The sequence below is a fragment of the Bradyrhizobium sp. S3.3.6 genome (genome assembly GCF_040546905.1).
Taxonomy (GTDB): domain Bacteria; phylum Pseudomonadota; class Alphaproteobacteria; order Rhizobiales; family Xanthobacteraceae; genus Bradyrhizobium; species Bradyrhizobium cytisi.
Genome location: NZ_JBEPOT010000010.1, coordinates 111,778 through 135,598 on the forward strand (window position 1 = coordinate 111,778; position 23,821 = coordinate 135,598).

Below are 23,821 nucleotides of genomic sequence, written 5' to 3' on the forward strand. Positions count from 1 at the left end.
CATCATGCTCTAGCGCTCAGGTGAGCGCGGAAGCTCCCATTGCTCGAGGCGATCGATTGACGCCTGGCGTTCGTGCTGGCCCAGCCAAACCGTGAGGAGAACCAGCGCGCCGGCGAGAGCGCCGATGCCGAAATACAGGTTCCTCATGCGGGTTGAATGCGGAGCGCCGAAAATCGTTCCTGAGGCCCGACGAAACCTACGGCCGGATCGTCATGTTCTCCGGCGGTCCTGCTTTTCGCAGCGGCTCGGCGAGCCGTGCGAACTCGCACAGCAGCGAGCGCGTCTTGCGCGGGTCGATGATCTCCTCGACCCAGAATTTTTCGGCCGAGCGAAACGGCGAGCGCAGCTTGTTCAGCCGCTCCTGGATCTCGTTGAGCTTGGCGGCCTTGTCCTCGGCCGCGTCGATGTCGGCGCGGTAGGCGGCTTCGATGCCGCCCTCGAGCGGCAGCGAGCCCCAATAGGCCGACGGCCAGGCGTAGCGGATCGAGAAGCGGTCGGCCGGCTGATGCACCACGCCGGCGACGCCGAAGGCGTTGCGCAGGATCACGGTGCACCAGGGCACGGTGGTCTGGTTGACCGCGGCCATGGCGCGGACGCCGTGGCGGATCGTCGCCGCCTTCTCGGCGTCGAGACCGATCATGAAGCCAGGGCAATCCATGAGATAGACGATCGGCAGATGGAAGGTCTCGGCGAAGTCGACCCAGCGCACCACCTTCTGGCAGGCATCCGCCGTCCAGGAGCCGCCATAGTGGAAGCTGTCGCTGGCGAGCAACATCACCGCCCTGCCCTCGAGCCGCGCCAGACCAACAATGATCGGCTTGCCGAAATTACTGGCGACCTCGAAGAACGAGCCCTTGTCGACCACCTGCTCGATGATCGGCCGCATCTTGTAGACCTGCTTGCGGTTGCGCGGCACCGCATTCATCAGCGCCTCTTCGCTGCGCTCCGGATTGTCGATGCAGGGCAAGGTCGGCGGCAGCTCGTAGACCGATGACGGCAGATAGGACAGGAAGCGCCGCGCGCAGGCAAAAGCTTCCTCCTCGGTGTCGACGGCATGATCGACCGCACCGGCGCGGGTCTGGATCTCGGCGCCGCCGAGCTCCTCCTTCGAGAGGTTCTGCCCCAGCGCCTTCACCACCGGCGGACCCGCGACGAACATCGCGGACTTCCGCGTCATGATGGAATAGTGGCTTGCGGCCAGACGCGCGGCGCCTAAGCCCGCAACCGAGCCGAGGCCGAGCGCGACCACCGGCACGCGCGACAGATTCTCGGTCGTGAAGCGATACCAGCGCGTGCCGCCGATGCCACCCGGCAGGTTGGCCGCGCCCTTGGTCTCGATGGTCTTGACCGAGCCGCCGCCGCCGGAGCCCTCGATGATGCGGATGATGGGCAGACGGAAGTCGTGCGCCATCTCCTCCGCCATCAAGGGCTTTGCCGAGATCGACGCATCCGCCGAGCCGCCGCGAACCGTGAAATCGTCGCCGACGACGACCAATGTGCGGCCGTCGACGCGCGCGCGGCCGAACACGCAGTTCGCCGGCGTCACGGTTTTCAGCTCGCCCTTGGGATCGTACTCACCGATGCCGGAAACGGCACCGATCTCGTGGAAGCTGCCCTTGTCGACCAGTCTGTCGATGCGTTCCCGAACAGTCAGCCGGCCCTGGTCATGCTGTCGCTTGACCTTGTCAACGCCGCCCATCTCCCGCGCGAAGGCTTCGCGCCGGGCGAGCTCGTCGAGTTCCGGCTTCCAGTTCATTCACTCCCTCCGAATTGATCGGCTTGTTATTGTTGTGCACGGCCATTGCGACCGGTTTGCGCGGGATGCGCGCGTTGAAGACGTCGCCTTCCGCGCCCTCCATCAGGCTGCCGAGCGAACGGCCGAGCGCGACCATCGGCGGCGCGACTTCGGCATGCAGACGCTGCTCGTCGTACATCGCCGAGAGAAGGCCGATGGTGACGACAACGAAGGTCTGATACTGCGGCGACCAGATCGGTACCGCGAGCCCGTTGATATGCGGGCTCCACAGGCCGCAGGCCGTGACGTAGCCGCGCTCGTGCAGGGACTGCCGGTTGGCCTCGATGCGAGGCCGCAGGATTTTTGCAGCCTCAGGCGCTTCGCGCTCCATCTCGGCGATGTAGGCATCGCCGACTTCCGGCGACAAGGCCGCGGTGTAAGCCGCGCCCGCCGCGGTCGAGGCCATCGAGATGCGGCTGCCGGTGCCCTCGTGCAGACCGAGCGCAGAGGCCGAGCGCGCGAACTGGAGATAGACGAGATGGAAGCGATCGGGCACGACGAAGCCGACAGTGCCCGGCAATTGCTCGGCGACTTCCTGCAGCCGCTGGCGGATCATGCTGCGCAGCTGCGCGCCCTTCATCATCGAGGCGCTCATCGCCACCGCGCTCGGACCGATACGATACTTCTGGTCACGCGGCAGATAGACCAGCTGCCCCATGCGCGTCAGCGTGTGCGTGAGCCGCGACACGGTCGAGCGCGGCAAGCCGCAGCGATTCGAAATCTCCAGATTGCCGAGCCTGCTATCGTGGCCCTCGAAGCATCGCAACACGTCGAACGCGCGCGACACCACCTGGATGACATCACCTTCACCGGCATCGCCAGCGAGTGCACCTTGCCTGCTCAACCGCTCCGAACGTCGTCCCATGATCCCTACCGATTGTTCCGCTGTGCGGAATTAAATTCCGCTTGCAGACGACGCTACCTCAGGCATTTTGCCACCACAACAAAAAGGCGATGGCATGCCAGAAATTAAGATCATCACGGAGGTCGCCGGCCGCATCTGCGCAACTCCCGTGCAAGTTGGAGGAACCGTCGCCGATGGCGATGACGTTGTGGTCGTCGAAGCCATGAAGATGGAGATACCGGTATCCACGCCCGCTTCAGGCACGCTCACATCACTGCTCGTGAAGATCGATGACCTCGTCGCCGAAGGCCAGACGATCGCGATCGTCGCGAGCTGAGCACGCGCTGCCAGCGGCTTCTCATCCGCGACAATCTGAAACAGATCATATCGCGATGCTGCGCGGCGTCTTGCGTTCGGACGTCACGGCGGACCGAGGTGCCGGACGGGTTGCGCGTGCCCTGATTGCGTTGCACAAGGGAGCCGATGATAGCGCAACCGCCCGCCTCCGCCTGGACCCGCTCGAAGCCGCCGCTGCTGCGGTTTCTCGACACGTGCCTCAATGAATTCTCCGCCGAGACCTCGGGCCATGTCGCGGACTACATTCCCGAGCTGAGCAAGGCCGACCCTGCCTATTTTGGCATCAGCCTCGCGACGCTCGACGGCCATGTCTATGAAGTGGGCGACAGCCGGGTGCCCTTCACCATCCAGTCGATGTCGAAGCCGTTCGTGTTCGCGCTGGCGCTGGACTTGCTCGGCGCAGGCAAGGTCGAGAGCGCGATCGGCGTCGAGCCCTCGGGCGATCCCTTCAACTCGATCCGGCTCAATGCGGAGAACCATCCGTTCAATCCGATGGTCAATGCCGGCGCGATCGCCTGCACCGGGCTGATCTACGACAGCAAGGGCGCTGAGGCTTTCGAGCAGATCCGGCTCGCTCTCAGCCGCTTTGCCGGACGCGACCTCGCCGTCGACGAAGCTGTGTACACGTCGGAGAGCCAGACCGGCGACCGCAATCGCGCCATCGGCTATCTCCTCAAGACCAATGCGGTGATCTCGGACAACGTCGCCGGCGTGCTCGACGTCTATTTCCGGCAATGCGCAGTGCTTGTCACCGCGCGTGACATCGCGGTGATGGCGGCAACGCTCGCCAATCGCGGCGTCAATCCGGTCACCGGCGAGCAGGTGCTGACGCCTTACGCGATCTCGCGCTCGCTGTCGGTGATGACGTCATCGGGCATGTACGACTATGCCGGCGAGTGGATCTACCGGATCGGGATTCCCGCCAAGAGCGGCGTCGGCGGCGGCATTCTGGCGGCGCTCCCCGCCCGCCTCGGGCTCGGCAGCTATTCGCCGAAGCTCGACAAGCACGGCAACAGCGTGCGCGGCATCAAGGTCTGCGAGGCGCTGTCCTCGCATTACGATCTGCACATGCTCAACCGTAGCGACGACGCCCGCAACGCGGTGATCGCCGACTACGACATCGGCAAGAGCCCGTCACGCCGCGTTCGCCGCCAGCAGGAGCGCGACATCCTGGCCGCGCACGAGCAGGAGGTGCGGGTCATCGAGCTGGTGGGCACGCTGTCGCTGTCGGCGGTCGACTACGTCTCGCGCCGGCTGGCGGAGCGGCCGCGGCCGCAATTCGTGATCTTCGACCTACACCGTGTGACCGCCACCACGCGGGCCGGCGCGCGGCTGATCGCGGAGGCCTTCGAGGATCTCGCCGCGCTCAACGTCACGGTGGTGATATCCGGCATCAGGCGCGCGTCGAAGGAGTGGAATACGCTGCGGGAATGGACTGCGGAGCTGAAGAACGTCCGCGACTTCTATCTGCTCGATACCGCGATCGAATGGGCGGAAGACCAGATCGTCTACCGCTATGGCGGCTCGATCGATTTTCACGAGACCACCGAGCTGTCCGAACAGCCGCTGCTCGACGGCCTGAGTGCGGAAGAGCTGACGGACCTCGCCTCGATCTGCACGATCCGGACCTATCAGTCCGGCGCAAAGATCCTCACGACAGGCGATCCTGCGGACGCTCTGTTCTTCCTGCGCAGCGGCGCGGTGCATGTCACCCTGCCCGACGGCGTCAGGCTCGCGACGCTGACCGCGGGCATGGCCTTTGGCGAGATGGCGCTGATCGAGACCGCCCGCTCAGCCGATGTGTTCGCGGACATGGCCGCGACCGCCTTCGAAGTGCCGCTGAAGGATTTCGAGCGTTTTCGCAGGCAGCACCCGCGCGCCTCCGAGCGCATCATGCGCAATCTGGCGCAGCTCCTGGCCGATCGCCTGATCGTCGCCAACACCAAGGTCGACATCCTGACGTCGACGTGAGCTGAGCCTACCGGCTCGCCGCCTCGCTGAGCCGCCGCTTGATCTTGGCTGCGCTGGCCTTGAGCAATTCGGATGGCTGCTGGCCGGTCGCAGCGCACAGGCAGGCCCAGTAGTAGATGACATCGCCGAGCTCGTCGACGAGACCCGCCTTGTCGAGCCAGTCGTCGCGCAGCAGCTTCTTGATGTGGTCGGCCACCTCGCCCGCTTCACCGGCGAGGCCGAGCCCGAGATAGGACAGCCGCTCGTTCGAGGGATGCTCATCGACCTTGGCAATGGTTGCGGCCCAAGCCGCATATTCATCGATAGTCATGATCATCCCTCGCAAGCCAAGCCTTGGTTCAGCCCACCACTTCGGTGACGGGCTGGAGATCGATCTCGAATGTCTCCAGGAACTTTGACGTCATGATGTAGAAGCCGACCGAGAGCTGCAGCTCGACGAGCGCTGCCGGCGTCAGTTTTGCCGCAATCGCCTTGAAGGTCGCATCCGTCGGCTTCTTCAGCTTCACGATCTCGTCGGTGAAGGCGAGCGCGGCGCGCTGCGTCTCGTCGAAACAGTCAGCGACCTGCCAGTTGTCCAGTGCCTCGTTCTGCGCGTCGGTGACGCCGACGTTCTTGCCGATGCGCTTGTGCGCGATGATTTCGTACGGCGCCTCGCACAAAATGCCGGTGCGCGTAATCGCGAGCTCGCGCACGATCGGATCGAGCTCGCCCTTGTGGCGGATGGCGCCGCCGAGGCGGCAGTACTGCTCAAAATAGCTCGGCGAATGCGACATCATGCGGAAGATGTTGGCATTACGGTTCTTGTCGAGGATTTCGCGGGTGCGGTCGGATGCCTTGGACGGATCGCTGTAGTCGATGCGGGCCATGGTGGAATTTTTTCCTTGAGCCTTTGATGCTTATTGTCGTTGTCGGGGCAAGTTCCCGAAAAATTGTATTCGCGCAGCGACGCAGGAGCAACAACATCGAGTCAAAATGCCGCCGCATTGCTGATCGACCTTGGTACAGTCGATATTCGCCACGTGGGGACTTGATCGCGGCGAATACGCGAAGTGGGGTGTTCCGAGTAAAATAAACTGGCCGTCCTTGCGCTCACCACGCAACGACGAGTCACGCCCAAGTCTAGGGAGAAATTGGCATGAAGGAAGCCACCAAGGGGGCGGCCTCGGGTGCGCTCGCGCATATGCTGGCGGTGACGGCGATGCTGGTCATCGCCAGCATCTTGTTCTACGGGCGTTGAGCTAGCGTGTGAGAGTTTTCGTCATTCCGGGGTGGCCTTCGCACAAGCCAGGCCCAGAATACCCGTTCCAGGCTCGGTCCCAAGTTGTTTTTCTTGGGACCGCCCCCGAATGACGGAATCCCACTACGTCTTCTTCAAAGAACGGGACCAGCTTTCGCGCGCGCAAGGGCGGCCGCGGTATGGCCGCATGCACGATGCGTCCGCTATTTCTTGCGGGAGTCGCGGATCTTGATGAGACGGTCGAGCTCGTCGTTCTGCTGGCTGATGCGGTCGGCGATCCGCGACTCGTTCTGCTCGCCCGAGGCGGCCGCGGCCTGCTCGATCAGCTGGCGGATATTGTCCTCGAGGATCGCGATGCGCTCGTTGAGGGCGTCGAGAGGAAGCGAATCTTCGTAGCTATTGCTCATAATACATCCCCTGCAAATCAATCAGGAGCGGTAGGTAGGGTGGGCAAAAGCGCAGCGTGCCCACCATGATCTAGCGCGAGAAAAAGGCGGGCACGGCGCGCACGCGCCATTGCCCACCCGACGAGACCTACTTCAGCGGCTCCAGGACGGAGACGTAGTTGGCGACGGCGGCGCCGCCCATGTTGAAGATGCCACCGAGCTTTGCGTTCTTGAGCTGCATGCCCTCGGGCGCTTGCCCTGCGAGCTGCATCGCGGTCATCACATGCATAGAGACGCCGGTGGCGCCGATCGGATGGCCCTTGGCCTTCAACCCGCCGGACGGATTGACCGGCAGCTTGCCGTCCTTGAGCGTCCAGCCTTCCTTGATGGCGCGGGCGCCCTGCCCCTTCGGCGTCAGGCCCATCGCTTCGTACTCGATCAGCTCGGCGACGGTGAAGCAGTCATGGGTCTCGACGAAGGAGAGATCGGTGAGCGCAACGCCCGCCTGCTCCAGCGCGCGCTGCCAGGCGATGGTGCAGCCCTCGAACTGAAGGATGTCGCGCTTGGACATCGGCAGGAAGTCCTGCGCGTGCGCGGTGGCTCGGAAGCCGATCGACTTGCCCATGCCCTTGGCGGTCTCGGCATCGGCCAGCACCAGCGCGGCCGCGCCGTCGGAGACCAGCGAGCAGTCGGTGCGCTTCAACGGGCCCGCGACATACGGATTCTTCTCGCTCTCGGCGCGGCAGAACTCGAAGCCAAAATCCTTGCGCATCTGGGCGAAGGGATTGGCAACGCCGTTCTTGTGGTTCTTGGCCGCGATCAGCGCCAGCGCATCCGACTGGTCGCCGTATTTCTGGAAATAGGAGCTGGCGATCTTGCCGAACACGCCGGCGAAACCGCCGACGGTATCGCCGTCCTCAGGCAGGTACGACGCCTTGAGCAGGTTCTTGCCGATCTCCGGACCCGGGGTGCGGGTCATCTGCTCGACGCCGACGACCAGCACGATCTTGGCGGCCCCTGCGGCGATCGCGCGCAGGCCCTGGTGCACGGCCGCGGAGCCGGTGGCGCAGGCGTTCTCGACGCGGGTCGCCGGCTTGAAGCGCAGCTTCGGGTCGGCCTGGAGCACCAGCGAGGCGGTAAAATCCTGCGCCGAGAAGCCGGCGTTGAAATGGCCGAGCACGATCTCGTCGACATCGGCGGCCGAAATGCCGGCATCGGCCATCGCCTCGTTGGCGACGCGGGTGACGAGGCTTTCGACGGTTTCGGTGTCGAACTTGCCGAACGGCGTATGCGCCCACCCGACGATGCTGGCGGTCATGGTCTTTTCTCCCTGGCGGTCTCTTGCTGAGCTAAGTCTTAGCCCAGGGACGGCAAGACTTCACGCAGGTTTAAGGGCCTGGAGGGTGCGCTGGCAGATGGCAGTTATGCCGGCCCAGTTCCCGGCCCTGATCTCCGCCGTCGGGCACAGCCAGGAACCGCCGACCGCAACCACATTGGGTTCGGCGAGCCAGCTCGCCGCATTGGCCTCGCCGACCCCGCCGGTCGGGCAGAACCGCACATTCGGGAATGGTCCGCCGAGCGCGCGGAGGCCCTTGATGCCGCCGGCCTGCTCGGCCGGGAAGAATTTTGCGACGTCGAAGCCGTAGGACAACGCCATCATCAGTTCGGACGCCGTGGCAATGCCCGGCGCAAACGGCAAGGAGCTATCGGTGGCGGCCTTCAGCAGATCGGGTGTCAGGCCCGGGCTGATGCCGAACGCGACGCCGAGCTTCTCGACACGGGTGAAGTCGGCCGGATTGAGAATCGTGCCGATGCCGACGACCGCCTCGGGCACTTCGGCCATCATCGCCCTTGCTGCCTCGATCGCGACGGGGGTGCGCAGGGTCACCTCTAGCGTGCGGACGCCACCGGCCACCAGCGCACGCGCCAGCGGCACGGCATCCTGGATACGCTCGATGGTGAGGACGGGAATGACGGTCGCGGTCTTGAACAGCGCGACGAGGTGGTTCTGTTGGGCAGCGGTGGTCATCTTGGCTTTCGTTTTACTTGGTCGCTTGACGCGTGGTCGCGGGCCGGTGCCGCTTCTTCGGCGGCATGGCATAGCCCGGAATGATGGCACCAGGATAGCAGATCACGAGGCTGGCGAGGCGATGCCCGGCCTGGGCGGCCTCGACAGGTTCGGAACCGGCGAGGCGAGCCGCGATATAGGCCGCAGCAAAGCTGTCGCCGGCCGCTGTGGTGTCGACCACGGGCTTGGTCATTGGTTCGGCGCGGACCTCGCTGGTCCCGCCGGGAAAGCGCAGCAGGCTGACAGGCTCGGCGAGCCGGAACACCAGCTCGGGCGTGGGGATGCGCGCCATCAATTGCTCGGGGCTCTCGCCGGGATAGAGCGCGAGCAGATCCTCGGTCGAGGTCAGCACGATATCGGCGGCTGCAAACGCCGCGGCGAACACCTCGCGCGCGACGTCGCGGTCCGGCCAGCCGCGCGCGCGAAAATTGGTGTCGAACACCAAACGGGTGCCGAGCAGCCGGGCGCGCTTGATCGCCGCGAACAGGCGATCGCGTCCGGCCGCCTCGTAGATCGAGAGCGTGATCGCGGAGAGATAGACGATGTCATAGCTCATCAGCGAGTTCAGGAGCTCGTCGGTCTCCGGCAGGCTCATCAGCTGGCGCGCCGCTGCACTGTCGCGCCAGTGGAAGAACTGACGCTCGCCATTGGCATCGAGCTGGATCATGTAGAGGCCCGGCAGCTTGCCCGGCAGCCGCACCACGCGGCGCGTGCCGACGCCCTCGGCATTCCAGGCCGCGATCATCTCCTCGCTCATGCCATCGTCGCCGAGCGCGGTGAGATAGTCGACCTTGACCTCGAGCCGCGCCAGATACACCGCCGTGTTGAGGGTGTCGCCGCCGAAGCCGCGCGAGAACAGGCCACCGCCCTGCCCGGCTTGCCCACCTTGGGCCTGCCGGAGCTCGACCATGCATTCACCGATGCAAGCAACGCTCGCCATCGTCATATCCAGGCTGTTCATCTCCAACGATCAGGCAACGAAATTGCCGCCGAGCTCGTCGTCGATGTGAATGCGGATGATATCGTCGAAGCTCTTCTCTTCGGTGGTGAAGCCGAGCTCGCGCGCCCGATTCGCCTCGAAATTGCGCGGCCAGCCGCCGACAATGCCTGCGATGAACGGATCGAGCTCATGCTTGATGCGCGCCGCGACCTTGTCGCCGGCAACCCGCCTGAGCGCGGCGATCTGCTCACCGACCGTGGCCGAGAAGCCCGGCATGGTCAGGTTGCGCCGCGGACCGACCTTGGCGAGGTCCATGGTGCCGGCGTGAAGCAGGAAGCCGACCGCCGAGCGCGGCGTGGCGTGCCAGTGGCGGACGTCCTCGGACACCGGGAGGACCGCTTCCTTGCCGGCGAGCGGCTCGCGCAGAATGTTGGAGAAGAAGCCCGAAGCCGCTTTGTTGGGTAGGCCGGGACGGATGCAGATGGTCGGCAGGCGAATGCCGATGCCGTCGAGGAAGCCACGGCGCGAATAATCCGCAAGCAGCAGCTCGCCGATCGCTTTCTGGGTGCCGTAGCTGAGCAGCGGCGTGTGGAAGAACTCGTCGCCGATCGCATCCGGAAACGGCGCACCGAACACCGCGATCGAGGACGTGAACACCACACGCGGCTTGTAGCCGCCACCGACGAGGCGGACGGCATCCAGCAGCATCCGCGTGCCGTCGAGATTGATGCGGTAGCCCTTGTCGAAATCGAGCTCGGCCTCGCCAGAGACGATCGCAGCGAGATGGAAGATCACGTCGGGGCGGCCGGCGATCAGCTTTTCGGCAGCACCCGGGACGGCGAAGTCGCCCGAGACGGTCTCGACGGAGAAACCGGCCTTCTCCGGCTTCTTGGGCTCGACCACGTCGTGCATGGTCAGCTTGGTGATGTCGCTCTTGCCGAGCCGGCCGTCGCGCAACAGCCGTTCACACAATTTGCGGCCGACCATGCCGGCAGCGCCCAGAACCAGAATGTGCAAGAGCCTACTCCTTCTTATTGGCCGGAACGCGCCGCTCCTGAAAGTCCCTTTTGAGACGTTCTTGGCGCGTTCTCAGGCGGGCCCCGCGATCATTCCTTCACGGCGCCGGTCATCGCCGACACATAGTACTCTACGAAGAAGGAATAAAGGATAACTACGGGGACCGAGCCGGTCAGGGCCGCCGCCATCAGGGCACCCCAATGGTAGACGTCGCCATTGACGAGCTCGGTGATGGCCCCGACGGGAATCGTCTTGTTTTCCGACGAGGAGATGAAGGTCAGCGCGTAGATGAACTCGTTCCAGGACAGTGTGAAGGCGAAGATGCCCGCCGAGATCACCCCCGGCAGCGACAGCGGCAGCGTGATCTTGGTCAGGATCTGGAGCCGCGTCGCCCCGTCGATCAGCGCGCATTCCTCAAGCTCGTAGGGAATGGTGCGGAAATAGCCCATCAGGAGCCAGGTGCAGAACGGGATCAGGAAGGTCGGATAGGTCAGGATCAGCGCCAGATTGCCGTCGAACAAGCCGAGCTGGAACACGATCGCGGCCAGCGGAATGAACAGGATCGAGGGCGGGACGAGATAGCCGAGGAAGATCGCCAGGCCGACATAGCGCGAGCCCTTGTAGCGCAGACGCTCGATCGCATAGGCCGCGCAGACGCTGGCGAACAGCGAGATGAAGGTCGAGGACACCGAGACGATGATGGTGTTCCACATCCACAGCGGATAGTCGGTCTCGAAGAACAGTTTTGTGATGTGCTCGAACGTCGGATGCAAAATCCAGAACGGATTGTACTTCTCGTAGTCGTACATCTCCGCATCCGGCTTGAAGGTCGCGACCGTCATCCAGTAGAACGGGAACAGCAGGAAGACCATGATCAGGCCGAGCGGAAGGTAGACGCGGAGAAACTTCCGCGGAAAACTTTCCAGGTAGTCCATTCCGACGCTTTGGTCGTCCGCTGTGCTCATGGTCAGTCCCTTCCGCCCTGCTGCCAGCGGGAGCGCTGAAGCCCGAAGAAGCTCAACAGGATCGCCGCGACCAGGAACGGGATCATTGCGTTCGAGATCGCCGCGCCCTCGCCGAGATTACCGCCGGTGATGGCGCGCTGGAACGACAGCGTCGCCATCAGGTGCGTGGCGTTGATCGGCCCGCCGCGGGTGATGGTGTAGATCAGCTGGAAGTCGGTGAAGGTCATCAACACAGAGAACGTCATCACGACCGCGATGATCGGCGAGAGCATCGGCAGCGTGATGTGTCGGAAGCGCTGCAGATTGGTGGCGCCGTCGAGATTGGCGGCCTCATAGAGCGAGGGCGAGATGGTCTGCAATCCCGCGAGCAGCGTGATCGCCACGAAGGGCACGCCGCGCCAGATATTGGCCACGACCACCGACCAGCGCGCATTCCAGGGATCGCCGAGGAAGTCGATGTAGTGCGTGATCAGGCCGGCCTTGATCAGCACCCAGGAAATAATCGAGAACTGGCTGTCATAGATCCACCAGAACGCGATCGCCGAGAGCACCGTCGGCACCACGAAGGGCAACAGCACGATCGCCCGGATCATCGACTTGAACGGCAGCCGCTCATTGAGCAGCAGCGCCAGGTAAAGGCCGATCGCGAATTTCACGACGCTGGCGGCCACCGTGTAGAAAATCGTGTTGAACACCGACAGCCAGAACACGGAGTCCTTTGCCAGCGAGACGAAGTTTGCGAAGCCGATGTAACGGCCGACGCCCCCGATCTTGGTATCCGTCATGCCGAGCCACAACCCCAGCAACAGAGGATAAGCCAGAAACAGAATGAGAATGGCGATTGCCGGCACCATGAACATCGCGCCGAGAAAGTTTCGGCTTTCGAATGCTCTGGACCACAGGCTGCTGCGCTTGACCTGCGCGGCGACGGGCTCGGCCATAACTGCCATGTCGGACTCCCCTCACGGAAACGACGACGGCGGCGCCCAGCGAACTGGACGCCGCCGGCTGTGGCTGATCAGACCTGGTAGTAGCGCTTGGCACGCTCGGCGGCGCGAGCGGCTGCTTCCTTCGGCGTGGCCTGTCCGGAGGCGGCCTCCGCGAACATGTCGACCACGACGAAGTCGCCCATGACGGCGGCCGAGGCGTAGCCGAGATCGCCGGCATAGCCGTTGTCGCGGCAACGCTTCAGGCAGTCGCGATACGGCGTGATCTTGGGATCGGAGGTCCAGACCGGGTTGTCGTTATAGGCCGGGAGCGGCGGCGAGACGTAGCCGTTGGAGGCAACCTCCCACGCGTCGTAGTTCTCCTTGTCCATCATGAACTTGATGAATTCCTTGACCGCCTTCGGATACTTCGAGTGCTTGTAGCCGTAGTAGACCAGGACGTTCTGCTGCTCGGTCGACACGCCCACGGGCCCGATCGGCATCGGCGCGTGGTTCATGTCCTTGGCGATCTCCTGCTGCTTGGGATCGGTGGAGTTCTTGCCGACGGTCCAGATCGAGATGCCGTTCAGGGTGAGACTGAGCTCGCCGTTCAGGAACGCCTTGTTGTTGTTCGAGTCGTTCCACGACAGCACGCCCGGAATGAACGTCGCATAGAGCTGCTTGACGTATTCGATCGCGGCGATCGTCTCCGGCGAGTCGATCACGACCTCGTTCTTGTCGTTGACGACCTTGCCGCCGAACGCCCACAGCGCCCACTGGCACCAGCCGTTGGCGTCGCCCGTGGCATGGCCGAGCGCGAAGCCGGCCGGCGTGTTGTTCTTCTTCAGGGCCTGGCACAGCTTGAGGAAACCGTCGGTGTCCTTGGGAAATTCGTCGAAGCCCGCGGCCTTCACGTGACTGATGCGGTAGTTCAGGCAGCCGCCGGTCGCGCCTTGCGGAATGGCGATCCAGCTGTTGCCCTTCTTGCCGTAGCGCTCGGCAACGGGATACCAGCCGCCATACTGCTTGCCGAGATAATCGGCAATGTCAGTCATGTCGATCAGCTTCTCGGGGAATTTGAAGGGATCGTCGAGCGTACCGACGATGAGATCGGGGCCCGCGCCGACATTGGCGGCAACCGCGGCCTTCGGCCGGATGTCTTCCCAGCTCTCGGCCTCGAGCTTCACCTTGACGCCGGTCTTCTCGGAGAACTTCTTGGTCTGCTCGGCGAACTTGTCGAACTCGGCCTGGATGAACTGCTTCCAGCGCAGCACGCGAATGGAGGCATTCGGCTCCGGCGTGTTGGCCCACTCCGCAGCACGCACCGGGACGATCCCTGGGCCAGCGAGCAAAGCTGCGCCGCCCAGGCTGGCTTTAAGCACACTACGCCTGTCGAAATGGCTCATCGTTCTCTCCCTGAATTTTATATTTGTATTTGGCCGTCTTACGTCACGAAACGCCGCTACATGCGCTTGCCCGTCGCCTCGTCGAACAGATGCACCAAAGTCGGATCGGGCTTCAGCTTGACCTTGTCGCCCGGGTTGAACTGGTGACGCTCGCGGAAAACTGCGACGACCTGCTCGCCACCGACCTTCGCAAACACCTGCGTCTCCGAGCCGGTCGGCTCGACCACGACGATCTCGGCGTCGGCACCGTCATCGGCGATGGTGAAATGCTCGGGACGGACGCCATAGACCACAGGCTTGCCATCCGAGCCGGCCGGGGCGTTCCTGAGCGGCAGCTTGACGCCGTTCGGCCCCTCGAAGGTCGCCACGCCATTGACGCGGACATGCCCCTTCAGGAAGTTCATCGCGGGCGAGCCGATGAAGCCGGCGACGAACTGGTTTTCCGGCTTGTCATAGAGCTCGAGCGGCGTGCCCATCTGCTCGACGATACCGTCATGCATCACGACGATCTTGTCGGCCATGGTCATGGCCTCGATCTGGTCGTGGGTGACGTAGACGGTCGTGGTCTTGAGCCGCTGGTGCAGCTCCTTGATCTCGGTGCGCATGGCGACGCGCAGCTTGGCGTCGAGGTTCGACAAGGGCTCGTCGAACAGGAAGACCTGGGGATCGCGCACGATGGCGCGGCCCATGGCGACGCGCTGGCGCTGGCCGCCGGAGAGCTGGCGCGGGTAGCGCTCGAGCAATGGTGTCAGCGCGAGGATTTCGGCGGCGCGCTTGACGCGCTTGTTGATCTCGTCGGAGCCGGCATTGCGCAGCTTCAGCGAGAAGCCCATGTTTTCGCCAACCGTCATGTGCGGATAAAGCGCGTAGTTCTGGAACACCATCGCAATGTCCCGCTCCTTGGGCTGGACATTGTTGACGACGCGGTCGCCGATCGAGATGGTGCCGGAGGTGATGTTCTCGAGGCCTGCGAGCATGCGCAGAAGCGTCGACTTGCCGCAGCCGGAGGGGCCAACCAGAACGACGAACTGGCCGTCCTCGATCGGAATCGAGACGCCGTGCAGGACTTCAAAATTGCCGAACGATTTCCGCACGTCGCGGATTTGCACAGACGACATCTAGCTCCCTCCTCCGACTTAGACGACGCAACTGTGGCGCCGCCACCGTCTTGTTTTTTCTGAACTTCGCCGACCCGAAGCCCTTCTTAACAGGCGACATTGTCAGCAGTTTGTGCGGCTTTGGCAATTTGTCTTTGGTTAGTCGTTGCTGGTAGCGCTGTCAACGATCCTTTGTTTGCGGGAGTGGCTGTGTTAAGAGCAACAAATGGGTCGAAAGCGCACCAAGTCCGGTAAGATTCGGCTGGCAGAAGTCGCCGAGCTCGCCGGCGTCAGCCCGATTACCGCCTCCCGTTTCTTCCGCAATCCCGAGGCGCTGTCGGTCGCCAAGCGGACGCGGGTCGAAAGCGCCGCCCAGGAGCTCGGCTATGTTCCCAACCTGGCGGCACGCGCGCTGGCCTCGCAGCGCACCGAGGTGATTGGTGTCTTGATTCCGTCACTGACCAACAACGTGTTCTCCGACGTGCTGCGCGGCATCTATGACGCTTTCGAAGGCAGCCCCTACTCGATCCAATTGTCCAACACACGCTACTCCATTCTCCAGGAGGAGAAGCTGTTGCGCCTGTTTCTGGCGCAGAAGCCGGCGGGACTGATCGTCACAGGCATCGACCAGACCACGGAATCGCGCGCGATGCTGGAGGCGGCCGACTGCCCGATCGTGCAGATCATGGAGATCGGGCCCAACCCGGTCGACATGATGATCGGCTTTTCCCATTATGATGCAGCGCGCGCGGCGATTGCTCATTTGTTCGCGCAGGGCCACCGCAAGGTCGGCTTCGTCGGCGCACGCATGGATCCGCGGGTGCAGCGCCGGCTCGACGGCTATGTCGCGGCCATGAAGGACGCCGGCCTGTTCGACCAAAGACTGATCGTGACGACGGCGACGCCGACCTCGGTGACGCTGGGCGGCGCGCTGTTCGCCGATCTGCTCGCGCGCGAGTCCGGCATCGACTCGGTGTTCTGCGCCAATGACGACCTCGCGCTCGGCGTGCTCTTCGAATGCCGGCGCCGGGAGATCGCGGTCCCCGAGCAGATCGCGATCGTCGGCTTCAACGACCTCGAATTCATGGCCTCCTCGGTGCCGACGCTGACGAGTGTGCGGACCAACCGTTACGAAATGGGCAGCGCCGCTGCCGCGATGCTGATCGAGGCGATCGAAGGCAAGCGTCCCCAAGAGCCCGTGCTCGATCTCGGCTTTACCGTGATCGAGCGGCAGAGCTCGCAGACGCAGCGACCCGCAGCCGGCCCGCGCGCGGCGGAATGGGCGCCAGTCATACAAAATGATAGCGTTACCAACGACCCATGAGTAGTATCGCATTTGTGAGGAAACGTTCGCCAGCAGGCGGGCCGTCATTACATGCTCGCGCTGCCGGGCATCGCATCGATCGACATCCCGGACGTCGGTCCGCGCGTTTGCATTGAAGGAGAAACCAATGACAAAAAAGCCAACCAATGGGCATGCGCCCGCCGGTAACGGCACCCGCCGCCACCTTCGCTCGCAGGAATGGTTCAACAACCCGCATAATCCGGGGATGACGGCGCTCTACATGGAGCGCTATCTGAACTACGGCCTCACCCGCTCAGAGCTGCAGTCCGGCAAGCCGATCATCGGCATCGCCCAGACCGGCAACGACCTCTCCCCCTGCAACCGGCATCATATCGAGCTGGCCCACCGTGTCCGCGAAGGCATCCGCGAGGCCGGCGGCATTGCGATGGAATTCCCGACCCACCCGATCCAGGAGACCGGCAAGCGCCCGACCGCGGCGCTCGACCGCAACCTCGCCTATCTCGGCCTGGTCGAGATCCTCTACGGCTATCCGCTCGACGGCGTGGTGCTGACCACCGGCTGCGACAAGACCACCCCGGCCTGCATGATGGCGGCGGCGACCGTGAACCTACCCGCGATCGTGCTGTCGGGCGGCCCGATGCTCAACGGCTGGCATGCCGGCGAGCGCACCGGCTCCGGCACCATCGTCTGGAAGTCGCGCGAGCGGCTTGCCGCCGGCGAGATCGATTATGAAGAGTTCATGGAGATCGTGGCGTCCTCGGCGCCCTCGGTCGGCCATTGCAACACCATGGGCACGGCGTCGACCATGAACGGGCTCGCCGAAGCGCTCGGCTTCTCGCTGCCGGGCTGCGCGGCCATCCCCGCCCCCTACCGCGAGCGCGGCCAGATCGCCTACGAGACCGGCAAGCGCGCCGTCGAGATGGTCTGGGAAGACCTCAAGCCGTCGGACATCCTGACCCGCAAGGCGTTCGAGAACTGCATTGTCATCAACTCGGCGATCGGCGGCTCGACCAACGCGCCGATCCACATCAATGCGCTGGCCCGCCACATCGGCGTAGAGCTGTCGATCGACGACTGGCAGAAATTCGGCCACGACGTGCCGCTGCTGGTCAACATGCAGCCGGCCGGCTTCTATCTCGGCGAGGAATTCCACCGCGCCGGCGGCGTGCCGGCCGTGGTGCGCGAATTGATGAAGCACAAGCGCATCCATGAGGACGCGGTCACGGTGAACGGCCGCGGCATCGGCGAGAACTGCAAGGATGCGCCCAAGCCCGATAACGACGTGATCCGGGCCTATGACAAGCCGCTGGTGAAGGATGCGGGCTTCCTGGTGCTGAGGGGCAATCTGTTCGATTCCGCGATCATGAAGACCTCTGTGATCTCCAAGGAATTCCGCGACCGCTACTTGAGCAGCCCCGGGGATCTCAACGCCTTCGAGGGCCGCGCCATCGTGTTCGAGGGCCCGGAGGATTATCACGCGCGGATCGACGATGCCTCGCTCGACATCGACGAGCGCTGCGTGCTGTTCATCCGCGGCACCGGCCCGATCGGCTATCCTGGCGGCGCCGAGGTCGTAAACATGCAGCCGCCGGCCGCCCTGATCAAGCGCGGCATCCACTCCCTGCCCTGCATCGGCGACGGCCGCCAGTCGGGCACCTCGGGCTCGCCGTCGATCCTCAATGCCTCACCGGAAGCGGCCGCCAACGGCGGGCTCGCGATCCTCAAGACCGGCGACAAGGTCCGCATCGACCTCAACAAGGGCAGCGCCAATATCCTGATCTCGGACGACGAGCTGAAGAAGCGCCACGCCGAGCTGAAGGCCAATGGCGGCTTCAAGCATCCGGCGAACCAGACGCCGTGGCAGGAGCTCTATCGCAACACGGTTGGCCAGCACGCCACCGGCGCCTGCGTGGAGATCGCCACACGCTACCAGAACGTCGCCGGCACCTTCGGTGTGGCGCGGGATAATCACTAGCAGCCACACCGTCATTGCGAGCGAAGCGAAGCAATCCAGAGATATCTCCGCGGAGACAGTCCTGGATTGCTTCGTCGCACCAGCGCAAAATTGCCTTGCAATTTTGTCGCGGGCTCCTCGCAATGAGGTGGGGTTGGCATTCGAATGAACACAAGGGAGAATAACATGGCAGACCGCCTCAAGGGTAAGCGCGCCGTCATCACGGCTGCAGCCGCAGGCATCGGGCGCGCATGCGCCCTCGCATTCGCGCGTGAAGGCGCAACCGTCATCGCCACCGACATCAACGAGGCCGGCATCGCGGGCCTGACCAAGGAAGGCATCGCCGAGACCGCAAAGCTCGACGTGCGCAACACCGCCGACGTCAACGCCTTCGCCAAGCGGATCGGCAAGATCGACATCCTGCTCAATGCAGCCGGCTTCGTGCATCACGGCACCATCCTGGAGTGCTCGGAAGAGGATTTTGATTTCTCGTTCGACCTCAACGTCAAGTCGATGCACCGGACCATCAAGGCATTCCTGCCCGGGATGCTCGCGGGCGGTGGCGGCAGCATCGTCAACATCTCGTCCTGCGCGGCATTGCGACCGCCGGCGAACCGCTACGTCTACAGCTCGTCGAAAGCAGCGGTGTCGCTGCTGACCCGCGCTGTCGCGCTCGACTTCATCACCAAGGGCATCCGCTGCAACGCGATCTGCCCCGGCACTGTCGAGACGCCGTCGATGCTTGATCGCGCCGCAGCCCAGGGGCCGCAGGGCAAAGAGATGTTCGTCTCCCGCCAGAAGATGGGCCGGCTCGGCACCGCCGACGAGATCGCGTCCATGGCGGTCTATCTCGGCAGTGACGAAAGCGCCTTCACCACCGGCGTCGACCTCGTCGTCGACGGCGGCTATATGCTCTGATCACTCCGGGGATCACATCTCATGAACAAGATTGATCTCAACGGCCGCGTCGCTGTCGTCACCGGCGGTGCGCAGGGTTTTGGCCGCGCGATCGCCGAGCGCTTCGTAGCTTCCGGCGCCAGGGTCGCGATCTGGGATTTCGACGCCGCGCTGGCCGAGAAGACGGCGAAGGAGATCGGCGACAACGCCCGTGTCTTCAAGGTCGACGTCACCGACACCGCCGGCGTCGATCAGGCGCGCGACGCGACGCTTGCCGCCTTCGGCAAGATCGACATCCTCGTCAACAATGCCGGCATCGCCGGCGTCAACAAGCCGGTCTGGGAGACCGATCTCGAGGAATGGCGCAAGGTGCTGCGCATCAACCTCGACGGCCCCTTCATCGTCTGCAAGGCCATCGTGCCTGTGATGCTCAAGCAGAAATACGGGCGGATCGTGAACATCGCCTCGATCGCCGGCAAGGAAGGCAATCCGAACGCCTCGCACTATTCGGCGTCCAAGGCCGGACTGATCGCGCTGACGAAGTCGCTCGGCAAGGAGCTCGCCGCCCATGACATTCTCGTGAATGCGGTGACGCCGGCGGCGGCGAAAACCGCGATCTTCGACCAGATGACGCAGCAGCATATCGATTTCATGCTGGCGAAAATCCCCAAAGCGCGCTTCGTCCTGGTGGAAGAGCTCGCCGCGATGGCCGCGTGGCTTGCATCCGAAGATTGTGCCTTCTCCACCGGCGCGGTCTTTGATATTTCCGGGGGACGGGCGACCTACTGAAGCACTGGCCGCCCGAGGGGGGCGGACCATGGATCTAGGACGTCGGGATTTTGTGAAGCTCGCAGCGGGCGCAGGCGCGCTGCCTTTGTTTTCGCGAGCTGCGCTGGCACAGCTCGCGCCCAACCCGCCGAGCATCCGCCCGCCCTCGCCGGCCGAGCGCACGGCGATGAGCCGGCTGGCGCAGACCTTCATGGACAAATTCGAGGTGCCGGGGCTCTCCTTCGCGATCGGCTATGCGGGTGCGATCGTCCATCAGGTCGCCTTCGGCGTTGCCGATCGCGAGCAGAATGAAGCAGCGACGCCGCAGCATCTGTTTCGCATCGCAAGCGTCAGCAAGATGATCACCTCGGTCACGCTGTTCAGGCTGATCGAGGAGAATCGCGTCAAGCTCACCGACCGCGTGTTCGGCCCCGGCGCGCTGCTCGGCACCGACTACGGCGCGCCGCCCTACTCGCCCGGCATTGACCAGATCACGCTCGAGCATCTCCTGACGCATACCGGCGGCGGCTGGACCAACGACAACCGCGATCCCACGTTCACGCATCCGCACATGGACCATGCGCAGCTGATGACGTGGACGCTGGCGAACCGGCCGCTGGACCGTCCGCCGGGGCAGCACTACGCCTACTCCAATTTTGGCTATTGCGTGCTGGGCCGCGTCATCGAGAAGCTCACCGGCCAGCACTACGCCGAACACGTCCGCACCGAGGTGCTCGGGCGCTGCGGCGTCACCGACATGACGATCGCCGGCAACACCCGCGATCAGCGCCAGCCCGGCGAGGTCGCCTATTACTGCAAGGTCGAAAGTCCCTACGAGATGAATGTCCGGCGGATGGATTCCCATGGCGGCTGGATCGCGACGCCGACGAACCTCGTGCAATTCCTGATGCACGTCGACGGCTATGCCCGGCCTGCGAACATCCTGCGGCCGCGCAGCATCGAGGTCATGACCACGGCGCCGAGCTACAGTGCGGACTACGCGAAGGGCTTTTGCATCAACAAGTCAGGAAACTGGTGGCACAATGGCAGCCTGCCCGGTACCAGCACCATTGCGGTCAGAACCCATGGCGGCTTCTGCTGGGCCGCCTTCACCAATGTGAGCCGGCCGAACACCAGGATGGATGACGAACTCGATGAGCTCAATTGGAACATGGCCCGCCAGGTCAGCGATTGGCGGGTGGCCTGAACCATGATCCGGGAAGGTGGATGCCTGTGCGGCGCGGTGCGGTTCAAGGCGGAGGGCGAGCCGCTGAACGTGCGCATCTGCCATTGTCGCATGTGCCAGAAGGCGATGGGCTCGCCCTACTTCGCCCGCGCCCAGTTCGACCAGAAAGCGCTGACCGTCGAGGGCGACACCGGCCGCTATGCGTCGTCGGAGAATATCGACCGCGTGTTCTGCAAGACATGCGGCACGCGTCTGTTCTCCTGGCGCCGCAACGGTACGCTGGCGGGCGTGGCGCTCGCGACGTTTGACGACCGCAACGCCTTCACACCGACCGAGCATATCTGGGTCAGCGAGAAGATCGGCTGGGTCACGCTCGAGGAAAGTATAATCCAATATATGGGGACGATCCCGACGTAGCCCCTCCGGCGGCAGGCTCCGCGCCAAGACAAGCCTCGGCGCCAAGGCTGCCGGGCCCGACCGATCATTTGCAGCGTGGCATTTCGGAACCGGCCACCCTATGTTGAGGTGAAGCGTTGCTGCACCGCCAGTTTGGCCAGGTCGCCTGCAAGGCGACAGGCAAAATCGGGCGAGATGCGACGTGAACATTTCCTACTATGACCTCTCGGTGTGGGTGCTGCCGCTGGTGCTCGCCATCACCTTCCATGAAGCCGCGCACGGTTTCGTCGCGCATCGTCTTGGCGACAACACCGCCTTTCAGCTCGGCCGCGTCAGCTTCAACCCGCTCCGCCACATCGACCCGTTCGGCACGCTGATCCTGCCGGCGATGCTGCTGTTTGCGCATTCGCCCTTCCTGTTCGGCTACGCCAAGCCGGTCCCGGTGAATTATCGCAATCTCAAGAATCCCAGGCTCGACATGGTCTGGGTCGCCCTGGCCGGCCCCGTCACCAACATCCTGCTGGCGCTCGCAGCAGGCCTCGCCCTCCATGCGCTGCCCTGGGCTCCGGCCGGTTCGGCGCAATGGATCTTCGACAACCTCAAGAATGCGCTGCTGATCAACGCCGTGCTGGCGGTCTTCAACATGATGCCGATCCCGCCGCTCGACGGCGGACGGGTTGCGGTCGGGCTGTTGCCGCGGCCGCTCGCCCTGCCCCTGTCGCGGCTCGAGCCGTTCGGCATGATGATCCTGATTGCGCTCTTGATCCTGTTGCCGCTGGCGGGTTCCCAGTTCGGTCTAAATCTTGATGTTATTTCAGCAATACTGCGAACGTTGACCGGTTATGTGATTCAAGCTGTTCTCTTGCTGACCGGCAATGCGTAGTTGAAGCGGTACAGTTCAAAGATCCTGCACTTCAAGACTCTGCACTTGATCCTGCACTTGAAGACAAAGCCGAAGGGCTAGAGGCCAACTTGGTCAAAGCTGCCGATATGCTGATCGCGCGACGCGCCGACACCCGTGCCCGCGCCGATTTCGCCACCTGGAAGATGATGGCCAAGCTGAATGGGTTGTCGGCTCTGCCCGAGGACGCACAGGGCTTCCTCGACGGCTACAAGAAGCTCTTGCAGCGGATGAGCGAGGGCGAAGCAGCAGAGGCCACCATCGCCGAGGTCTACAAATCCTATTATCTGGAGATGGGCGGCGCCGGGAACCCGCCCGATGTCCGCAGTCGGCCGGCTGAGCCGGTGGCGGACAATGTTACCGCCTTCCGGCGCCCGGCCCCCAAGCCAAAGAAGGCCGCCAGGTTCGGGGCGACGATGTTTGGTGGAACCGAGAAGCGCCCGCTCCCGGTGGCGCTGATCTTTGCCTGCCTTGTCGCGGTCTACGTCTCGATCAAGTTCTACTGGCGCTGACGGCTAAAGCGCGATGACGTCATCGCGCTTTAGCCTATTGTTTAAGCATGATCTTTTCGGAAAACCGCTTCGCACTTTTCCGGGTCATGCTCTGGCCGCTTATTTCGGCGGCTTCTTGAAATTCACCGGCAGGCTGAAGGCGAATTGATCGTCCGTGAGGTCGGCCGGTGGGACCGGCACGGGATCCGAGCGGCGCACCATCGAGATGGCCTCGCTGTCGAAGGCCGGATCGCCTGAGGACTCGGCCACGTCGACGGAAACGACATTGCCGCGGCGGTTCAGGACCAGGCTGAGCTTGACCGTCGTCGTCTTGCTCTTGTCCTTGGGATAGCGCTTGTGAAGCTCGAAATAGGCGCTGATCCGCTTGCCCCACTCGGCCGTCAGCTTGCGAATATCCTTGCCGATGCCCTGGTGTGGGGCGGCCGCCTTCTCATCCTCGCGCGCGTCTTCGTTCAGGGCCTGCCTCGCCGATTCCTGCGCGTTCGGCATCTCCTCGACCGCCTGGGTTTCGACCTTGGCCACCTTGGTGGTGTCCTCGACCGGCTTCTTGGAGTCGTTTTCGGTGACGAGGCGGTCCGGGTCTTCGGCTTCCTGAGGTATTTCCTTCGGCAGATCAGTCTCTTTCACCTCGGCCTGCTGCTGCATCTGTTGCGGCTGGAACTGCGAGGCTTCGCTGTCCGGGCCAGGCGGCAGATCCGTCTCCGGGAGCTTCGGCGAGGTCATCTCGACGGCATATTCGGCGCCGTTGGCGCCGAGGCCGTCGTCACCGTCGTCGGCACGAAGGTTGGCGAGGGCCAGCGCGGCCCCGCCGAGATGCAGGCCGATCGCGGCAATCGCGGCCAGAATCCAGAGCCGCCGCGATGGTTTCGCCTCGATCACAGGGTCGGACATC

Annotated in this window: 24 protein-coding genes; 10 read left to right on the top strand and 14 right to left on the bottom strand. The window is 63.8% G+C overall.

Going from position 1 to position 23,821, the window contains the following annotated elements:
- Positions 1-196: 196 nt before the first annotated feature.
- A complete protein-coding gene (locus tag ABID59_RS26065; RefSeq protein WP_354085281.1) occupies positions 197-1,756 on the bottom strand; it encodes an acyl-CoA carboxylase subunit beta in 1,560 nt (519 codons plus the stop codon).
- Positions 1,686-2,660 carry an IclR family transcriptional regulator gene (locus tag ABID59_RS26070; RefSeq protein ID WP_354085282.1) on the bottom strand — a complete coding sequence of 325 codons (975 nt, stop codon included), beginning with the start codon at positions 2,658-2,660 and terminating at the stop codon, positions 1,686-1,688. The genes ABID59_RS26065 and ABID59_RS26070 overlap by 71 nt, the downstream gene beginning before the upstream one ends.
- A gap of 94 nt (positions 2,661-2,754) precedes the next feature.
- Here ABID59_RS26070 and ABID59_RS26075 point away from each other — a divergent pair, with 94 nt between their 5' ends.
- Both ABID59_RS26075 and glsA read left to right on the top strand, forming a co-directional pair.
- A complete protein-coding gene (locus ABID59_RS26075; RefSeq protein ID WP_354085283.1) occupies positions 2,755-2,976 on the top strand; it encodes a biotin/lipoyl-containing protein in 222 nt (73 codons plus the stop codon).
- A gap of 146 nt (positions 2,977-3,122) precedes the next feature.
- Entirely contained in the window at positions 3,123-4,967 is a 1,845-nt protein-coding gene (gene glsA / locus ABID59_RS26080; RefSeq protein ID WP_354085284.1) for a glutaminase A, read from the top strand.
- A gap of 7 nt (positions 4,968-4,974) precedes the next feature.
- On the opposite strand, the gene ABID59_RS26085 is transcribed toward glsA, so the two are convergent.
- From ABID59_RS26085 to ABID59_RS26135, 11 genes are all read right to left on the bottom strand, one after another.
- On the bottom strand, positions 4,975-5,277 hold the full coding sequence (locus ABID59_RS26085; protein WP_187434639.1) for a nucleoside triphosphate pyrophosphohydrolase family protein: 303 nt from the start codon (positions 5,275-5,277) through the stop codon (positions 4,975-4,977).
- Positions 5,278-5,305: 28 nt separating this feature from the next.
- Complete coding sequence (locus tag ABID59_RS26090) at positions 5,306-5,833, bottom strand: carboxymuconolactone decarboxylase family protein (protein WP_354085285.1); 528 nt, start codon at positions 5,831-5,833, stop codon at positions 5,306-5,308.
- 574 nt (positions 5,834-6,407) lie between these two features.
- A complete protein-coding gene (locus tag ABID59_RS26095) occupies positions 6,408-6,611 on the bottom strand; it encodes a hypothetical protein (RefSeq protein ID WP_354085286.1) in 204 nt (67 codons plus the stop codon).
- Between the two features lie 127 nt (positions 6,612-6,738).
- Complete coding sequence (locus tag ABID59_RS26100) at positions 6,739-7,908, bottom strand: acetyl-CoA acetyltransferase (RefSeq protein WP_354085287.1); 1,170 nt, start codon at positions 7,906-7,908, stop codon at positions 6,739-6,741.
- A gap of 60 nt (positions 7,909-7,968) precedes the next feature.
- Positions 7,969-8,619, bottom strand: a complete 651-nt coding sequence (gene eda / locus ABID59_RS26105) for a bifunctional 4-hydroxy-2-oxoglutarate aldolase/2-dehydro-3-deoxy-phosphogluconate aldolase (protein ID WP_354033998.1) — start codon at positions 8,617-8,619, stop codon at positions 7,969-7,971.
- A 13-nt stretch (positions 8,620-8,632) separates the two neighbouring features.
- Positions 8,633-9,598: a sugar kinase gene (locus ABID59_RS26110; protein ID WP_354085288.1), complete on the bottom strand. Its 966-nt coding sequence runs from the start codon at positions 9,596-9,598 to the stop codon at positions 8,633-8,635.
- A gap of 30 nt (positions 9,599-9,628) precedes the next feature.
- Positions 9,629-10,615, bottom strand: a complete 987-nt coding sequence (gene denD, locus ABID59_RS26115) for a D-erythronate dehydrogenase (protein WP_354085289.1) — start codon at positions 10,613-10,615, stop codon at positions 9,629-9,631.
- An 89-nt stretch (positions 10,616-10,704) separates the two neighbouring features.
- Positions 10,705-11,580, bottom strand: a complete 876-nt coding sequence (locus ABID59_RS26120) for a carbohydrate ABC transporter permease (protein WP_148749427.1) — start codon at positions 11,578-11,580, stop codon at positions 10,705-10,707.
- A 2-nt stretch (positions 11,581-11,582) separates the two neighbouring features.
- Entirely contained in the window at positions 11,583-12,530 is a 948-nt protein-coding gene (locus ABID59_RS26125; protein WP_148749426.1) for a carbohydrate ABC transporter permease, read from the bottom strand.
- A gap of 68 nt (positions 12,531-12,598) precedes the next feature.
- Positions 12,599-13,912: an ABC transporter substrate-binding protein gene (locus ABID59_RS26130; RefSeq protein ID WP_354085290.1), complete on the bottom strand. Its 1,314-nt coding sequence runs from the start codon at positions 13,910-13,912 to the stop codon at positions 12,599-12,601.
- A gap of 56 nt (positions 13,913-13,968) precedes the next feature.
- Positions 13,969-15,030, bottom strand: coding sequence for an ABC transporter ATP-binding protein (locus tag ABID59_RS26135; RefSeq protein ID WP_354085291.1), 1,062 nt, complete (start codon positions 15,028-15,030; stop codon positions 13,969-13,971).
- A 205-nt stretch (positions 15,031-15,235) separates the two neighbouring features.
- On the opposite strand from ABID59_RS26135, the gene gntR reads away from it, so the two are divergent.
- The 8 genes from gntR to ABID59_RS26175 all read left to right on the top strand — a co-directional run bounded on the left by gntR (position 15,236) and on the right by ABID59_RS26175 (position 22,929).
- The gene (gntR, locus tag ABID59_RS26140; RefSeq protein ID WP_187434636.1) at positions 15,236-16,333 is read left to right on the top strand and encodes an HTH-type transcriptional regulator GntR; all 1,098 of its coding nucleotides are present in this window, start codon (positions 15,236-15,238) and stop codon (positions 16,331-16,333) included.
- A gap of 127 nt (positions 16,334-16,460) precedes the next feature.
- On the top strand, positions 16,461-18,290 hold the full coding sequence (locus tag ABID59_RS26145) for an IlvD/Edd family dehydratase (RefSeq protein ID WP_148749423.1): 1,830 nt from the start codon (positions 16,461-16,463) through the stop codon (positions 18,288-18,290).
- A 165-nt stretch (positions 18,291-18,455) separates the two neighbouring features.
- Positions 18,456-19,187 (top strand): SDR family oxidoreductase, encoded by a 732-nt coding sequence (locus ABID59_RS26150; protein WP_354085292.1) that lies wholly within the window; start codon positions 18,456-18,458, stop codon positions 19,185-19,187.
- 21 nt (positions 19,188-19,208) lie between these two features.
- Entirely contained in the window at positions 19,209-19,955 is a 747-nt protein-coding gene (locus tag ABID59_RS26155) for an SDR family NAD(P)-dependent oxidoreductase (RefSeq protein WP_354085293.1), read from the top strand.
- A gap of 28 nt (positions 19,956-19,983) precedes the next feature.
- Positions 19,984-21,141: a serine hydrolase domain-containing protein gene (locus ABID59_RS26160; protein WP_354085294.1), complete on the top strand. Its 1,158-nt coding sequence runs from the start codon at positions 19,984-19,986 to the stop codon at positions 21,139-21,141.
- Positions 21,142-21,144: 3 nt separating this feature from the next.
- Positions 21,145-21,537 (top strand): GFA family protein, encoded by a 393-nt coding sequence (locus tag ABID59_RS26165; RefSeq protein WP_148749419.1) that lies wholly within the window; start codon positions 21,145-21,147, stop codon positions 21,535-21,537.
- Positions 21,538-21,718: 181 nt separating this feature from the next.
- Entirely contained in the window at positions 21,719-22,399 is a 681-nt protein-coding gene (locus ABID59_RS26170) for a site-2 protease family protein (RefSeq protein ID WP_148749418.1), read from the top strand.
- Positions 22,400-22,506: 107 nt separating this feature from the next.
- The gene (locus ABID59_RS26175; RefSeq protein ID WP_354085404.1) at positions 22,507-22,929 is read left to right on the top strand and encodes a hypothetical protein; all 423 of its coding nucleotides are present in this window, start codon (positions 22,507-22,509) and stop codon (positions 22,927-22,929) included.
- Positions 22,930-23,028: 99 nt separating this feature from the next.
- Here the strand turns inward: ABID59_RS26175 and ABID59_RS26180 are convergent, their stop codons facing one another.
- A complete protein-coding gene (locus ABID59_RS26180; protein ID WP_148749417.1) occupies positions 23,029-23,820 on the bottom strand; it encodes a TonB family protein in 792 nt (263 codons plus the stop codon).
- Position 23,821 lies beyond the last annotated feature (1 nt).

Coding starts and splice junctions, on each gene's coding strand:
- ABID59_RS26180 (WP_148749417.1), bottom strand. CDS start 23,820: ATGTCCGACCCTGTGATCGAGGCGAAACCATCGCGGCGGCTCTGGATT.
- ABID59_RS26175 (WP_354085404.1), top strand. CDS start 22,507: ATGCTGATCGCGCGACGCGCCGACACCCGTGCCCGCGCCGATTTCGCC.
- ABID59_RS26100 (WP_354085287.1), bottom strand. CDS start 7,908: ATGACCGCCAGCATCGTCGGGTGGGCGCATACGCCGTTCGGCAAGTTC.
- eda (WP_354033998.1), bottom strand. CDS start 8,619: ATGACCACCGCTGCCCAACAGAACCACCTCGTCGCGCTGTTCAAGACC.
- ABID59_RS26120 (WP_148749427.1), bottom strand. CDS start 11,580: ATGAGCACAGCGGACGACCAAAGCGTCGGAATGGACTACCTGGAAAGT.
- ABID59_RS26155 (WP_354085293.1), top strand. CDS start 19,209: ATGAACAAGATTGATCTCAACGGCCGCGTCGCTGTCGTCACCGGCGGT.
- ABID59_RS26110 (WP_354085288.1), bottom strand. CDS start 9,598: ATGGCGAGCGTTGCTTGCATCGGTGAATGCATGGTCGAGCTCCGGCAG.
- ABID59_RS26130 (WP_354085290.1), bottom strand. CDS start 13,912: ATGAGCCATTTCGACAGGCGTAGTGTGCTTAAAGCCAGCCTGGGCGGC.
- ABID59_RS26145 (WP_148749423.1), top strand. CDS start 16,461: ATGACAAAAAAGCCAACCAATGGGCATGCGCCCGCCGGTAACGGCACC.
- ABID59_RS26065 (WP_354085281.1), bottom strand. CDS start 1,756: ATGAACTGGAAGCCGGAACTCGACGAGCTCGCCCGGCGCGAAGCCTTC.
- ABID59_RS26135 (WP_354085291.1), bottom strand. CDS start 15,030: ATGTCGTCTGTGCAAATCCGCGACGTGCGGAAATCGTTCGGCAATTTT.
- ABID59_RS26070 (WP_354085282.1), bottom strand. CDS start 2,660: ATGGGACGACGTTCGGAGCGGTTGAGCAGGCAAGGTGCACTCGCTGGC.
- ABID59_RS26075 (WP_354085283.1), top strand. CDS start 2,755: ATGCCAGAAATTAAGATCATCACGGAGGTCGCCGGCCGCATCTGCGCA.
- ABID59_RS26165 (WP_148749419.1), top strand. CDS start 21,145: ATGATCCGGGAAGGTGGATGCCTGTGCGGCGCGGTGCGGTTCAAGGCG.
- ABID59_RS26095 (WP_354085286.1), bottom strand. CDS start 6,611: ATGAGCAATAGCTACGAAGATTCGCTTCCTCTCGACGCCCTCAACGAG.
- ABID59_RS26150 (WP_354085292.1), top strand. CDS start 18,456: ATGGCAGACCGCCTCAAGGGTAAGCGCGCCGTCATCACGGCTGCAGCC.
- glsA (WP_354085284.1), top strand. CDS start 3,123: ATGATAGCGCAACCGCCCGCCTCCGCCTGGACCCGCTCGAAGCCGCCG.
- gntR (WP_187434636.1), top strand. CDS start 15,236: ATGGGTCGAAAGCGCACCAAGTCCGGTAAGATTCGGCTGGCAGAAGTC.
- ABID59_RS26090 (WP_354085285.1), bottom strand. CDS start 5,833: ATGGCCCGCATCGACTACAGCGATCCGTCCAAGGCATCCGACCGCACC.
- ABID59_RS26125 (WP_148749426.1), bottom strand. CDS start 12,530: ATGGCAGTTATGGCCGAGCCCGTCGCCGCGCAGGTCAAGCGCAGCAGC.
- ABID59_RS26160 (WP_354085294.1), top strand. CDS start 19,984: ATGGATCTAGGACGTCGGGATTTTGTGAAGCTCGCAGCGGGCGCAGGC.
- ABID59_RS26085 (WP_187434639.1), bottom strand. CDS start 5,277: ATGACTATCGATGAATATGCGGCTTGGGCCGCAACCATTGCCAAGGTC.